The organism is uncultured Caulobacter sp. (assembly GCF_947036865.1).
Lineage (GTDB): Bacteria > Pseudomonadota > Alphaproteobacteria > Caulobacterales > Caulobacteraceae > Caulobacter.
On the sequence record NZ_CAMQSF010000017.1, the window covers coordinates 1 to 13,344 of the forward strand.

General features: G+C 69.9%; 15 protein-coding genes and 2 pseudogenes. 6 read left to right on the forward strand and 11 right to left on the reverse strand.

From position 1 onward, the window contains the following. The 6 genes and pseudogenes from Q0V34_RS11155 to prmC form a co-directional block, all read right to left on the reverse strand. Positions 1-222: pseudogene (locus Q0V34_RS11155) on the reverse strand (hypothetical protein); the annotation flags it as partial. A gap of 91 nt (positions 223-313) precedes the next feature. Further along, positions 314-655 (reverse strand): response regulator, encoded by a 342-nt coding sequence (locus tag Q0V34_RS11160; RefSeq protein ID WP_297511850.1) that lies wholly within the window; start codon positions 653-655, stop codon positions 314-316. Between the two features lie 10 nt (positions 656-665). After that, positions 666-1,715, reverse strand: coding sequence for a sensor histidine kinase (locus Q0V34_RS11165; protein ID WP_297511726.1), 1,050 nt, complete (start codon positions 1,713-1,715; stop codon positions 666-668). Positions 1,716-1,888: 173 nt separating this feature from the next. Further along, entirely contained in the window at positions 1,889-2,965 is a 1,077-nt protein-coding gene (locus tag Q0V34_RS11170; RefSeq protein ID WP_297511727.1) for a DUF4167 domain-containing protein, read from the reverse strand. Further along, positions 2,962-3,184, reverse strand: a pseudogene (locus tag Q0V34_RS11175) (hypothetical protein). The gene Q0V34_RS11170 and the pseudogene Q0V34_RS11175 overlap by 4 nt, the downstream one beginning before the upstream one ends. 37 nt (positions 3,185-3,221) lie before the next feature. After that, positions 3,222-4,091 (reverse strand): peptide chain release factor N(5)-glutamine methyltransferase, encoded by an 870-nt coding sequence (gene prmC, locus Q0V34_RS11180; protein WP_297511728.1) that lies wholly within the window; start codon positions 4,089-4,091, stop codon positions 3,222-3,224. A gap of 86 nt (positions 4,092-4,177) precedes the next feature. On the opposite strand from prmC, the gene Q0V34_RS11185 reads away from it, so the two are divergent. The 4 genes from Q0V34_RS11185 (at position 4,178) to Q0V34_RS11200 (ending at position 6,618) form a co-directional block, all read left to right on the forward strand. After that, on the forward strand, positions 4,178-4,429 hold the full coding sequence (locus Q0V34_RS11185; RefSeq protein ID WP_297511729.1) for a type II toxin-antitoxin system ParD family antitoxin: 252 nt from the start codon (positions 4,178-4,180) through the stop codon (positions 4,427-4,429). Beyond that, positions 4,426-4,719, forward strand: a complete 294-nt coding sequence (locus Q0V34_RS11190) for a type II toxin-antitoxin system RelE/ParE family toxin (protein ID WP_297511730.1) — start codon at positions 4,426-4,428, stop codon at positions 4,717-4,719. The genes Q0V34_RS11185 and Q0V34_RS11190 overlap by 4 nt, the downstream gene beginning before the upstream one ends. A gap of 70 nt (positions 4,720-4,789) precedes the next feature. Then, positions 4,790-6,004: a YihY/virulence factor BrkB family protein gene (locus tag Q0V34_RS11195; protein ID WP_297511731.1), complete on the forward strand. Its 1,215-nt coding sequence runs from the start codon at positions 4,790-4,792 to the stop codon at positions 6,002-6,004. Between the two features lie 86 nt (positions 6,005-6,090). Then, positions 6,091-6,618 carry a GNAT family N-acetyltransferase gene (locus Q0V34_RS11200; protein ID WP_297511732.1) on the forward strand — a complete coding sequence of 176 codons (528 nt, stop codon included), beginning with the start codon at positions 6,091-6,093 and terminating at the stop codon, positions 6,616-6,618. 35 nt (positions 6,619-6,653) lie between these two features. Here Q0V34_RS11200 and Q0V34_RS11205 read toward each other — a convergent pair whose 3' ends face one another. From Q0V34_RS11205 to Q0V34_RS11215, 3 genes are all read right to left on the reverse strand, one after another. Next, on the reverse strand, positions 6,654-7,004 hold the full coding sequence (locus tag Q0V34_RS11205) for a type II toxin-antitoxin system PemK/MazF family toxin (protein WP_297511733.1): 351 nt from the start codon (positions 7,002-7,004) through the stop codon (positions 6,654-6,656). Continuing rightward, a complete protein-coding gene (locus Q0V34_RS11210) occupies positions 6,994-7,191 on the reverse strand; it encodes a hypothetical protein (protein ID WP_297511734.1) in 198 nt (65 codons plus the stop codon). Before Q0V34_RS11210 ends, Q0V34_RS11205 begins: the two co-directional genes overlap by 11 nt. Positions 7,192-7,295: 104 nt before the next feature. Further along, positions 7,296-8,678 (reverse strand): PLP-dependent aminotransferase family protein, encoded by a 1,383-nt coding sequence (locus Q0V34_RS11215; RefSeq protein WP_297511735.1) that lies wholly within the window; start codon positions 8,676-8,678, stop codon positions 7,296-7,298. 96 nt (positions 8,679-8,774) lie between these two features. Between Q0V34_RS11215 and Q0V34_RS11220 the strand changes: the two genes are divergently transcribed. Next, entirely contained in the window at positions 8,775-9,440 is a 666-nt protein-coding gene (locus Q0V34_RS11220) for a LysE family translocator (RefSeq protein ID WP_297511736.1), read from the forward strand. 59 nt (positions 9,441-9,499) lie between these two features. Continuing rightward, positions 9,500-10,345 (forward strand): alpha/beta hydrolase, encoded by an 846-nt coding sequence (locus Q0V34_RS11225; protein ID WP_297511738.1) that lies wholly within the window; start codon positions 9,500-9,502, stop codon positions 10,343-10,345. On the opposite strand, the gene Q0V34_RS11230 is transcribed toward Q0V34_RS11225, so the two are convergent. Together Q0V34_RS11230 and Q0V34_RS11235 are read right to left on the reverse strand one after the other, a co-directional pair. Continuing rightward, entirely contained in the window at positions 10,332-10,871 is a 540-nt protein-coding gene (locus Q0V34_RS11230) for a DUF1993 family protein (protein ID WP_297511740.1), read from the reverse strand. The genes Q0V34_RS11225 and Q0V34_RS11230 overlap by 14 nt on opposite strands. 123 nt (positions 10,872-10,994) lie before the next feature. Continuing rightward, on the reverse strand, positions 10,995-13,202 hold the full coding sequence (locus Q0V34_RS11235) for an EAL domain-containing protein (RefSeq protein WP_297511742.1): 2,208 nt from the start codon (positions 13,200-13,202) through the stop codon (positions 10,995-10,997). Between the last annotated feature and the right edge of the window lie 142 nt (positions 13,203-13,344).

Genomic DNA, 13,344 nt, shown 5'->3' on the forward strand with positions numbered 1-13,344 from the left:
GGCGCGTTCAGCCGGGGCGGCGCTCGGGGGCCTGGCGATCGCGGCCGGCGGCGGCCGGCGGCGCTCGGGATCGGGCGACGCCTCCGGGCGCTCCAGAGACACGATGATGGCCGGCGGCGGGGTCGGCGGGGGTCCCGGATCCAGGTCCAACACGAGCAGCACGACGAGCAGCGCGTGGACCGCCACCGAGCCCAGCACGACTCCCCAACGCGATCGCCGCACCGCCCGCCCCTCTAAACCCCCGGTCGCGGCACTAGCGCGGAGGTCGATGGCGGAAGTCGGACCGAAACGTGGCCTTTAGCGGCGCCGCGCGTCAGGCCTGGCCCAATTGCTTGATCACCCGGGCCAGCTGGCGCGGGTCGATCGGCTTGGACAGGATGGGCGCGTCTCGCAGGTCCGGCCGCACGCCCTGGTCGCCATAGCCGGTGACGAAAGCGAAGGGCACGCCGCGCGCGCGCAGGACCTCGGCGGTCTCGAACGAGGTCTCGCCGTCGCCGAGATTGACGTCCAACAGGGCGATATCGAACTGCTCGGCCTTGGCGGCGGCCAAGGCCTCGCCCGCCGACGCGGCCGGCCCGACGATCTCGCAGCCCATATCGAACAGCAGGTCCTCGACCAGCATGGCCACGAACAGCTCGTCCTCGACGACGAGGATCCGCCTTATTTCAGGCCGCGCCTCGGATGAACCGGTTCGACTCCCCGGTTCGTCCCAACTGCGCGTTGATCTCGCAGACGAGGCCGGAAGCCAGGTAGTCGAGCGTGACGGCGCCGCCAAGCTCTCGGGCCAGGCCTCCGGTAATGAGACGGCTGCCAAAGCCCTGGCGACTGGGGGGCGAAACAACAGGCCCATCGGTTTCTTCCCACTTCAGATGCAGCACCTCGCCCGTCTCGCCCTTGATCCGCCGCCAGGTGAGCAGCACCCGGCCGACCTCGTTGGAGAGCGCGCCATATTTCGCCGCGTTCGTCATCAATTCGTGCAGCGCCATCGACAAGGCCAGCGTCGCCTTCGGCGCCAGGCGCACCGCGGGACCGTCGAGCACGAAGCGCCCGGGCTCGCCGTGCGCCGAGACCACCGCGTCGACGATGTCGACAAGCTCCGCGCCGTCCCAGCTCTCGCGCGTCAGAATGTCGTGGCCTCGCGCCAGGGCCAGCAGGCGGATGGTCAGGTTCTCGCGCGCATCCTCCAGCCCTTCCGCGTTGCGGAGGGTCTGTCCGGCGACCGACTGGACCGTGGCCAGGGTGTTCTTCACCCGGTGATTCAGCTCGTTGATCATCAGGCGCTGCAACTCGTCGGCCCGCTTGCGCGCGGTGACGTCGCGCATCACGCCGGTGAAGAAGCGCTTGCCGTTCTCGCGCCACTCGGCGATCGAGAGCTCCAGCGGAAAGGTGGAGCCGTCGCTACGGCGGCCATTGACCTCGCGACCGATCCCGATGATCCGGCGCTCGCCCGTCTGGCGATAGCGCTCGAGATAGGCGTCATGCTCGCCGTGATAGGGCTCGGGCATCAGCCGGTTGACGTTTTGGCCGACCATCTCGGCGGCCGCATAGCCAAACAATCGCTCGGCGGCGGGGTTGAAGGCCGCGATACGGCCCGACTCGTCGATGACCACGATAGCGTCGACGGCGGTATCGACGATGGCCCTGTACCGGGCGTCCGACGCGGCCGACTTGGACGCGCCTCGCCCGCCTTCGGTCGTCTTACGCGCTCCCGCCATCAACGACTCCGGCCTTCCCTGACTCGGACCGTATCGCCGAACCCACGCGTTGGCCACTCATTCCGGCCCACTCCGCCTATCGGGAGTTGAGTCCGCTTCCCCACCTTGGGGACACAACGAAAAAGGGAGCCGCGAGCACGGCTCCCCTTCGCTGATCGACCGATGTCGGACGATCAGGCCTCTTCGGATTCCGAACCGGCCGGAGCGCCCTCGCCCGCCTCGAAGCTGCGCGGCGCGCGGCGGCGACGGGGCTTCTTGACCTCTTCGGCTTCCGGCGGGGCGGACGGCGCCTCGGCGGCCGGCGCGGCTTCGGCGGCGCGTTCGGTCTTGCGGCCCAGGAAGGCGGGGGCATGGCTGACGGCGCCGTCCTGGCCGCGCAGCATCGGCGAGCTCTCGGCCGGCGCCTCGGCGGTCAGGGGCGAGGCTTCCGGCTCGATCACGGCCAGCGGGTCGCGGTCGCCGCGCGGTTGCCAGTCACGGTCCCGGTCGCGGTTGCGGTCGCGATTGCGGCGGCGGCCCTCGCGGAACTCGCCGCCTTCGCCCTGGAAGCCGCCCTGCGGCTGATCGCCTTCGGCGGCCGGGCGGTCGTCGCGCGGACGCTCCTCGCGCGGACGATCGTCGCGGTCGCGGAAACGATCTTCGCGGGGCCGGTCGTCGCGCGGGCGATCGTCCCGGGGGCGATCGTCGCGATTGCGGTCGCGGTCGTCGCGGTCGCGCCAGCGGTCGCGGCGGCCTTCGCCGTCGCGGTTGTCGCGGTTGCGATCACGGTCGCGGTTCTCGAAGTTGCGGTCGCGATCGCGATCGCGGTTGCGGTCGCGGGTCTCGAAGCGGTCGCGGCGCGGTTCGCCGCCCTCGCCCTCGCCGCCCTCGCCCTGGCTCTCGGCCGGCGTCTCGGCGACTTCGGGCTCCTCCGGCGGCTCGGCCTCGAAGTCGATCTCGTAGGCCGCGTAGGCGTCCTTGCCGATGATGTCGGCCACCGGCCGATTCGGCTGGATGGCCCGCAGGACGCGGAAATAGTGCTCGGCGTGCTGCAGATAGTTCTCGGCCAGAACCCGGTCGCCCGACGAGGCGGCGTCGCGCGCCAGCTGCTGGTACTTCTCGTAGACGCTCTGGGCCGCGCCGCGAACCTTGACGCCCTCGGGGCCGTTCGAGTCGAACGCGCGGTTGGCGTTGTGCTGCTGAGGCTTGCCGCCATTGCCGCCGCGATTGTTGCGACCGCGCTGGCGCTTCATGCCTTTGAAATCTCTCATGTTCTCTTCTGAACCTGTCCGGAGGTCAGTCTTGCGCTGGCGCGTCCGGCCTTGCTGGTCTCTGGGCGGGTCCAACCCTGGGTGCGTTTCAGAGACACTGGTTTCCGTAGAGCCCCCGCCCTGCTCTTGCGGCGCGGCCATCGGCGAACCGAGCGCGCCTGCCAGGGGAGCCTCGCCAGCGCCCGACGCCTTCGCGTCAAAGCTGGCTTTTCCCGTCACCCGGCGATCTGGAAGGAGACAGGACTCGTCTAGCGGTTCACGCCCCGGTTTCCAAGGGATTTTTCACCCCGGTCACCACGCGGTCGTGCGTCGACAGGTCCTTGACCGTCCGAACCCCCTGCGCGCCCGCCTCGCGGAACAGCGCCTCGACGGCCTGGGACTGGTCGTAGCCGATCTCGACGGCGAACATGCCGCCGGCCTTCAGCACGCGCAGGATCTCCGGCGCCAGCAGCCTATAGGCGTCCAGCCCGTCGGGGCCGCCGTCCAGGGCGAAGCGCGGCTCGTGGTCGCGAACCTCGGGCTCCAGGGTATCGATCACCGCCGTCGGGATGTAGGGCGGGTTGGAGACCACCAGATCGAAGCTCGCGTCGGCCAGGCCCGCCGTCCAGTCGCCGTGCAGGAAGGCGGCGCGATTGTTCAGGTCGAGATTGGCGGCGTTGTCGCGCGCCACGGCCAGGGCCTCGGACGAGGCGTCGACGCCCAGCCCCTTGGCCGCCGGCCGCTCGGCCAGCACCGCCAGGAGGATCGTGCCCGAGCCGACGCCCAGGTCCAGCATCGAGAAGGCCATGTTTTCCGGATAGGCCTTCAGCACCTCGTCGACGATGACCTCGGTCTCGGGGCGCGGGGTCAGGACGTTCTTGTTCACCTGCAGCAGGATCTTCCAGAAGCCCTTGCGGCCGATGATGTGGCTGACCGGCTCGCGGCGCTCGCGGCGCGTCAGGAACTGGTCGAGCGTCGCCTCCTGCTCGGCGGTCAGGTCGCGATAGGGATCGGTGACGATCTCGGTGCGGGTGACATTGGCGGCCACCTCCAACAGCAGCCGGGCGTCGATCGAGGGCTGATCGATGCCGACGGCCTTCAGGCGATCCTTGGCGGCGGTCCAGGCTTTGACGAGGGTCAGGGTCATGGGCCGGCATTTAGCGCGTCGCGCGCCGGGAGGCGAGATTGAATGAGGTACCAGATTTTGGTAAATCGGATCATTCGGAGCGCGTCATGAGTAAGAACACCTCGATCGTGCTCAGCGAGCACTTTCAGGCCTTCATCGCCGAGCAGGTCGAGAAGGGCCGCTACGGCTCCGCGAGCGAGGTGGTTCGGGCGGGCTTGCGATTGCTGGAAGACCGCGAAGCGCGGCTGGCCCGGCTGCGCGCGGCGCTCATCGAGGGCGAACAAAGCGGTGTCGCCGAGGCCTTCGATATCGGCGCCTTTATTGCTGAACGCGCAAAGGAAGAAGGCATTGAGGAGTGAGCGCTTATCGGCTCAAGCCAAGGGCTAAGCGCGACCTCGATGAAATCTGGATCTACTCCAAGGCCAAGTGGGGGCCGCGACGCGCGCTCGCTTATCTGCGGGATATCGAAGCCACGATCATGATGATCGCAAGAAACCCGGACCTTGGCCCCATCAACGACGCTCTACCAGACGGTTACCGACAACGCAGCGCCGGGTCGCATCTTGTTTTCTATCGACGGCGGGACGGCTTCATAGAGGTCGTTCGGATACTGCATCGGAATGTGGACTTCGACAGCCACCTGCCCTGACGACCTTTGCGTCGAACGCTCCGGGAACGCCGCCCGCCTGACCGGGTTTCCTGGCCAGGAGGGCGTAACCATGGCCGACGCGAAGAGGCGTCCGATCCTGACTTGGCTGAAGTCCCGGCCCTATCACCTGGCGCCGTGGATCGTGCTGCTGGCGGCCGCGCCGCTGGTGCTGCCGCGCAAGAAGACGGCCGAGACCCGCATCGTCGATCCGCCGGGTCTTTCCGAGGACCGCCGCATGCCGCCGGCGGAATTCGACACCGCCGAGCCCCTGCGCGGCCGGGCGGCGCGTCATCCCGTGGCCATCCCGCCGCTGGGCTGGCGCGACATCGCCTGGCGCACGGCGCGGGAGATCAGCGTCGATCGCCTGCCCGCCGTCGCCGGGGGCGTCACCTTCTACACCCTGCTGGCCCTGATCCCGGCCATCGGCGCCTTCGTCTCGCTCTACGGTCTGGTCGCCGATGTCGGCGAGGTCGAAAAGCAGCTGCGTGGCATGGCGCTGGTCTTTCCGCCCAGCGTCATCCAGATCGTCGGCGAACAGATGACCCGGCTGGCCGAGCAGAAGAGCGGCAAGCTGGGCGTGGCGTTCCTGATCAGCCTGCTGCTCTCGGTGTGGAGCGCCAACGCCAGCATGCGCGCCCTCTTCGACGGGCTGAACGTGGCCTATGACGAGACGGAAAAGCGGCCGCTGGCCCCGCGCATCCTGCTGACCTACGGCTTTACCCTGTGCGCGTTGATCTACGCCGCCGCGGTGGCGGGCGTGCTGATCGCCACGCCCGTCCTGCTGAAGCTCGCGCGGCTGTCGGCGCTGGAGCCGCTGCTCGCGCCGGTGCGCTGGCTGACCGTGATGGCCATGACCGCGTTCGCCTTCGCCGTGCTCTATCGCTTCGGCCCCAGCCGCGCCCGCGCCCGCTGGCGCTGGGTCTGGATGGGGGCGGTGTTCGGCGCGGCGGCCTGGCTTCTGGGGTCGCTGGGCTTTTCGGTCTATGTCAATAACATCGCCCATTACGACGTTGCCTATGGCCCGCTGGGCGCGGTGATCGCCTTCATGGTCTGGGTCTGGTTCTCGATCATGGCCATCCTGGTCGGCGCCGAGCTGAACGCCGAGATCGAGCACCAGACCGCCGTCGACTCCACCACCGGCCCGGAGCAGCCGATGGGCGCGCGCGGCGCGGCCATGGCCGACACGGTGGGGCTCGCCTTCGATCCCTGGGAAATGCTGCGACGCGAGGCCAAGGGCGTGCGACGCCTGGCCGGCGCGGCCTGGCGGCGGGCGCGCGGCCGGTGAACATTGTTCGGCTTGACGGCCGGAATCGGCTTGTCGGCGCCGACCACCGTTCCTAGCTTCCGGCCGCCCGCCCGCGAGGAAGCCTCATGCCGCTGCCGACCGCCTACAAGGACGACGAACTCGCCGACATCGCGGCCCTGGTGAACTCGGCCTATCGCGGCGAACTGGCGACCAAGGGCTGGACCAGCGAAAGCTATCTGCTCGGCGGTCAGCGCACGGACGAGGAGACCCTTCGCGCCGACCTCGCCGCCGCGCCCGGCGCGACCATCCTGACCTTCCGCGACGCCCCCGGCGAAAAACCCCATGCCTGCGCCTGGCTGGAGCCGGCGGGCGACGACGCCTGGTACGTCGGCATGGTCACGGTCTCGCCGCTGCGCCAGGACGGCGGCCTGGGCCGCGCCATGCTCGAAGCCTGCGAGGCCCACGCCAAGGCGCGCGGCGGCAAGACGATGCGCATGACCGTCATCTCGGTCCGCGACACCCTGATCGCCTGGTACCAGCGTCGCGGCTATCGCCTGACCGGCGAGACCCAGCCCTTCCCCTATGGCGACGAGCGCTTCGGCGTGCCCCAGCGCGACGACCTGACCTTCGTGGTGATGGAAAAGGCGCTTTAGGCGGGTACAATCAACAACGGACGCGCCGCTCCCCGTCAGCCTATGATTTGCTCAAGGGCCTGACGCAAAGCTTGCTGATCCTCGGCTTTAAGGACGCCTAGGCTACGGATCAACAAGCGTTGTTCGAGGGTGGCTATAACGGGCTTCACCGCGGAGGGCTTAAGAAGACCTGCCGCTTGCCAGTGTCTCAGCCACACCTCCCCAACAAGCGGTGTAGGTCTGAGCTGGCTCGTGATCGCCATCATGATCACATCGGGCCGCTCGATGTTGTAGGCGCGACTAGAGACGACCACCGCCGGTCGCTGCTTGGAAGCCGCCTGACTGGTAAAGGGGAACGGGACGAGGACGACGTGTGCGAAGTCGAGGGAAGCGACCTCAGAGATCATCGTAGACGTCATCCTCGGGGTTGCTCCACACCTCGGCGAAGGCGGGACCGCTGGCCGCCATCGCCGCGCGCGTGATCGCGCGATCCTGATCGCGCTGGTGGATGAAATCCACGAAGTCCTCCACTTCGGACAGGCGTTCCGAAGGCAGGGCGTTAATCTTCTCTATCAGGGCCCGGTTAGCGGCCATGGGGACTCCTATTGGCGTCACCCGGACAGCATAGCGCCGATTGCGTCGACCGTCTTGCCTCGAGCCGGGGTGCGCACCTTGACGCCTGGGGGCCGGAAATTCCCCTAGATCACCGCCCGCGAACGCTCGCCGACCTCGCTGGAGAGCGCGGCGGCGACGATCTCCAGGCCCCGCCGCAGGGTCTGCTGGTCGGCGACGGCGCCCAGGCAGACGCGCACGCCGGACTCCAGGCCGGGCTCGACGCCGGGAGCGTCCGGCGGCGTGACCTCGGCCCCGCCGCGCAGGGCCCGGCCGGACAAGCGCTCGGCCGCCAGTTCGCCCATCGGCAGCCAGACGTGCGGGGCCGTGTCGGAGCGCGGCGTCTCGATGGCCTCGCCCAGGACCTCGCGGGCGATGGCCAGGCGCGCGGCCGCCTCGGCGCGGACCTCGGCGACGATGGTCTCGGCCGCGCCGTCCTCGATCCACTGGGTGGCGACCAGCCCGCCGAAGCCGGAAGGGGCGTAGGTGGTGGCGCCGACCGCGCTCAGCACGCGTTCGAAAGCCTCCGCCGTGGGCGCGACCAGAAAGCCGGCCCGCAGACCGGGCCCGAGGGTCTTGGAGACGCTGGTCACATGGAAGGTCCGCTCCGGGGCCAGCAAGGCGAGCGGCGGCGGGGCGTTCGGCACATAAACGCCATAGACGTCGTCCTCGACGATGGTCAGGTCATGCCGGCGGGCGATGACCACGATCGCCTGGCGACGGGCCAGACTCATGATCCGGCCCGTGGGGTTCTGCAGGGTGGGAATGGTCGACAGCACGCGCGCCCCGGTCGCGCGGATGGCGGCCTCCAGCGCGTCGGGATCCAAGCCCTCGGCGTCCATGGCCACGCCCTTCAGTCGCCAGCCCGCGTGCGCCGCCAGCGCCTTGACCCCGCCATAGGTCGAGGCCTCGCACAGCACGGTGTCGCCGGCCCGCGCGACGGCGGCCGTGGCGAAGGCCAGGCCCTGCTGGGCGCCGCCGCAACAGACGATCCGCCGCCAGTCCGCGCCCGCGAAGCCGCCGGTCATGGCCAGCCACTTGGCCCCGGCCCGCCGCTGGGCCTCGTGGCCCGCCGCCGGGGCGTAGGCCAGATGCTCCAGGAGGTCCGGCCGCCGCCGCAGCCGCGCCAGGGCCTCGGCGATCCGGGTGGCCGCGGGGCCGGCCGGCGCGATGTTCTGAGCTAGGTTGATCGGCCCTTCGCGCCCGTACGGCCGATGCTCGGCCGGCGCGTTGACGAAGCTGCCGCGCCCGACATGGGCGCTGACCAGCCCCGCCTTCTCGGCCTCGACATAGGCGCGGGTCACCGTGCCAAGGCCGACGCCCAGGCGATAGGCCAGGTCGCGCTGCGGCGGCAGGCGCGTTCCCGCCGCCAGCGCTCCGGACGCGATATCGGCGCGCAGGGCCGCCACCAGCCGCTCGTACAGCGGCGCGGAGCCTTCGGGCACGACAGGGGTCCAGGGGCTGGACACGCGACATCTCCAATATTGTCATCATGACAATATGCGGCTTTGACTCTCGATACAATCGAAATCATCACGGTGACATTCCGGTCGAAGGAGCCCGAGATGACCTCCCAGCTGCTGCTCGCCTACGTGCTGTTCTGCTTCGCCACCGCCGGCACGCCGGGCCCGAACAACATGATGCTGCTGGCTTCGGGCGCGAACTTCGGCTTCCGCCGCACGATCCTGCACATCCTGGGGATCAGCGCGGGCCTGGGCTTCATGGTGCTGGCGATGGGACTTGGGCTGGGCGGGGTGTTTCGCGCCTATCCGGTGCTGCACGAGATCCTGCGCTGGGTTGGCGGGGCCTACATGCTGTGGCTGGCGTGGAAGATCGGGACCTCGACCTCGATCAGCGACAGGGCCGTGGGCGCCAAGCCGATGACCTTCGCCCAGGCCGCGGCCTTCCAGTGGGTCAATCCCAAGGCCTGGGCCATGGCGCTGGGCGCGGCGACCACCTACGCGCCGGAAGGGGGCGGCTGGACGGTCGTGCCGCTGCTGGCGGGAACCTTCATGCTGGTCGGCGCGCCGTGCAGCGCCGCCTGGGCCGGCTTTGGCCAGGGCCTGCGGCCGTTCCTCGACCGGCCGGCGATCCTGCGGACCTTCAACATCGTCATGGCGCTGCTGCTGGTCGCCTCGCTCTATCCGCTGGTGGTCGAGCGGCCGAACGCCTCGACGCCGAACCTGGCCGTCGCGGGGCACGGCGCCCCGACGCCGCGCTCGCGCGGATAACCAGGCTGGACAGTCGCCGCGATCCGGGAAACCGTGAGTGACCCGAAATCGAGGCCGCCATGACTGACCTTTCGATGAACCGCCGCGGCGTGCTGGCCGCTGGCCTGGCCTTCGCCGCGACGCCCGCCCTGGCGCGCGCCGCCCTGACGACCACGACGATCAAGGTCGGCGACCGCGACGTCGAGCTGACCGTCGCCAGGCCGGACGCGCCCAAGGGCGTGATCGTCTTCTCCCATGGCGCGGGCAGCGCGCCGGACGCCTATCCGGGCCTGTTCGAGGCCTGGGCCAAGGCGGGTTTCCTGGTGGTCGAGCCGATGCACGTCGACTCGCTGAAGCATCCCAAGCACGCCGACTATGATCTGCGGGCGGCCTTCCCGCTGCGGATCGCCGACCTGGCCGCGACGCGGGCCTGGGCCGCCCAGGCGGCGCCGGGCCTGCCGATGGCGGCCGCCGGCCATTCCTACGGCTCGCTGATGTCGATGATCGAGGGCGGCGCCCTCGACGCCATGCTGCACGCCCGGGACCCGAACCTGAAGGCGGTGGTGAGCTTCTCGAGCGCGGGGCTGATCCCCGGCCTGATCGGCCCCTCGGCCTACGCCACCCTGACGCCGCCGTTCCTGATGATCACCGGCGACAGGGACGTCCTGCAGGGCAATTTCGACGACTGGCACGACCATCTTCGGCCGTTCGAGACCAGTCCGGCCGGCGACAAGTACGCCTGGATCGGCAAGGACGTCGATCACGGCCTGGCCCACGGCCGCGACGCCACGAAGGCCAGCGCCTTCGCCGACGCCGCGGCGCTCAGCGTCACCTTCCTGAAGGCGACGATGCTGGCCGACGCCGAGGCCAAGGCCGCCCTGGCGGCCCGGACCTCGACGCCGATCGCCGAGTTCAGGCGGCGCTAGGCGCGGCCCGCACCCGTTCGGCCGGGATGTTCAGGAAGTCGCGCTTGCCCAGCGGCACGCCCTTGTGGCGCAGGATGTCGTAGGCGGTCACGACGTGGAACTGGAAGTTCGGCAGGGCGAACTCCAGCAGGAACTGACCGCCGTCAAAGCCGAGACTGAAGGTCGGCAGGGTCATCACGATCTCGCGGCCCTCGGCGCCGTCATAGGCCGAGGCCGGCACGCTCTGGACGAAGTCCAGGGTCTTGGCGACGCGCGCTTGCAGCTCGGCGAAGGTCTTCTCCTCGTCGGGCATGGCCGGGGCGGCCACGCCGGTCAGCCGGGCGACCGCGCCCTTGGCCGCGTCCGAGGCCCGCTGGATCTGGCCCGACAGCGGCAGCATGTCGTCGAACAGACGCGCCTCGACATAGGCGTCGGGGTCGACCCCGGTCGCCTCGGCGTGGGCCTTGGCCTTTTCGAGCAGGGACGACAGCGTCGCGAGGCCGCGCGAGATCGACGTGACGGCCACGTGTTGAACGGAGAAGGACATGGGAAGCTTCCTGGCTGAGCCCGACCCCTCCGGTCGAGCTCCCGGGAAGTTGGGCGGCCGCCGAAGCGTTTTCAATCGCTACGGATGACGATGAGTGTCAGCAGCGACGCGCACCGGCCGTGTTCAGGCCTCGGCGGTGAGGCGGACACGGCCGCCTTCGGCGACCAGCGCGTCGATCGCGTCGGCGGCCACCGGCGCGCTGAACAGGAAGCCCTGGGCCTGGGCGCAGCCGATGTCCTTCAGCCGCTGACGCTGCTCGTCGGTCTCGACGCCCTCGGCGATCACCGACAAGTGCAGGGCCTTGGCCAGGCGCACGATCGCCGCGACCACCGCGCCGGCCTCCTTGTCGTCGCCCAGCGGCGTGATGAAGCTGCGGTCGATCTTGATCTTGTCGATCGGATAGCGCCGCAGATAGCTCAGCGAGCTGTAGCCGGTGCCGAAGTCGTCGAGCGCCAGGGAGAAACCCATCTTGCGCAGGCGGCTGATGGCGTCGTGCGTGGCCTCGTCGTCGCCCAGCAGGGCGCCTTCGGTGATCTCCAGTTCGATGGCGTGGGCGTGGGCGCCGGTCTCGCGCAGGATCTCCGCCACCTGTTCGGGGAAGTCCGGTTGCCGCATCTGCAACACCGAGACATTGACAGCCACCTTCAGGTCCTTCCAGCGACGGCTGTCGGCGAAGGCGCGGCGCATGATCAGGCGGCCCAGGTCGTCGATCAGGCCGCAGTCCTCGGCCAGCGGCACGAAGGCGGCCGGCGAGATGGCGCCCTTGGTCGGGTGGGTCCAGCGAGCCAGGGCCTCGACCGCGACGACCCGACCGATCGCGTCCACCTGCGGCTGATAGGCCACCCAGACGCCGCCGTCGCGCAAGGCCGCGCGCAGGTCCGCCTCGAGGCCGCGCCGGGCCTTCAGCGCCGAGTCCATCTCGGCCTCGAAGAAGCAGTAGCGCCCGCGCCCCTCTTCCTTGGCCCGGTACATGGCCACGTCCGCCCGGCGCGCGGCTTCGACGGCGCCGACATGGGCCTCGGCATGGTCGATCAGCGCGATGCCGATCGAGCCGCCGACGAAGACGGTGCCGCAGGACAGATCGACCGGAGCGCTCAAGGCCGCCACCAGGCGATCGGCCGCGGCCGCCGCGCCGCGCGGATCGAGATCGACGGCCACGACGCCGAATTCGTCGCCGCCCAGGCGCGCCACCGTCTCGCCGGCGCGACAAAGGGCGGCCAGACGCTTGGCCACGATCTGGATCAGCTCGTCGCCGGCGGCGTGTCCGTGGGTGTCGTTGACCGCCTTGAAGCGATCCAGGTCGATGGCCAGCACGGCGACCGCGCCGCGACGCCGCGAGAGGCCGTCTATGGCCTGACGCAGGCGCTCCTCGAACAGGACGCGGTTGGCGAGCCCGGTGAGGGCGTCGTGAAGCGCCATGTGCTTGGCCCGCGCCTCGCTCGCGATCAGGCCCTCGGCGATCTTGCGGCTGCGGCGCGCGAGGATGCCCACGGCCACGACCAGGCCGCCGACCACCAGCAGGATCGGCAGCACGGCCTTGCGCAGCAGGCGCTGGCCGGGATGCACCGGCGCCCAGTCCAGCGTCGCGATGATCCGGCCGGACAGGTCGCGCAGCGGCACATGGGCGTCGTTCGGTTGGTTGGTGGCGTCGCCCCGGTGCAGGTGGATGCCCTTCAGCAGGAAGCGGCTGGCCAGATTGTCCAGGAACAGGGCGTCGATCTTCAGCGCGGTGACCACCACCGGCGCACGGGGATTTCGGATCAAGGCCTTGCCGAAGTCGGGCTGCACCAGGCTGGCGGTGATCAGATAGGTGGCGCCGTTGATATCTTCGAGCGCGCTCACCTGAACGGGGCGCGACACGAGGCCGCCGTCGGCGCGCGGACCGGTGGGACGCGCCAGCCCGCGCTCGGCGGCCCGCAGCTGGGCCAGCACCGGGCCGAGGTCGGCGGCGTAAGGCTGATACTCGTCCGGCGAGGTCTCCAGGCCCGCCTTCTCGGCGTACAAGGGCCGATCGTGCTGGTCGACGATGAAGATCAGGTCGAAGCCCGCCTGGCCCAGCAGATAGGCGCCGATGTTCTCGCGCGCCCAGGCCGGATCGAACCGGTTGTCCAGATGCTCGACCGCCTCGTCCCAGGTCGTCTGCGGCGAGATGACACGCTGGATGTCGCCGGTGCGCGCCTGCAGGCCGCGCGCGACCAGCGCCTCGTCGTGCTTCAGCGCGCCTTCGTCAACGCGCCCGGCGATCATGAACAGCATGAGCAGCAGGGCGGCGACGGTCAGCAGCCCCATGCCGATCAGCGGGGCGGAAAGCCGGGTCTCGATGCGCTTCATCTCTCGCGAAGGTCCAGGCGCGGGGGCAGCTAAGGCCAAGAGATTGAAAGGCAATGGCTAAGCTGGGCCTAACGCCGCCCCCGCCTCGTCCCCGACTTGGGTTCGCCTCGACCGACGGTATCGCGTCATTTATCCCGCGCCG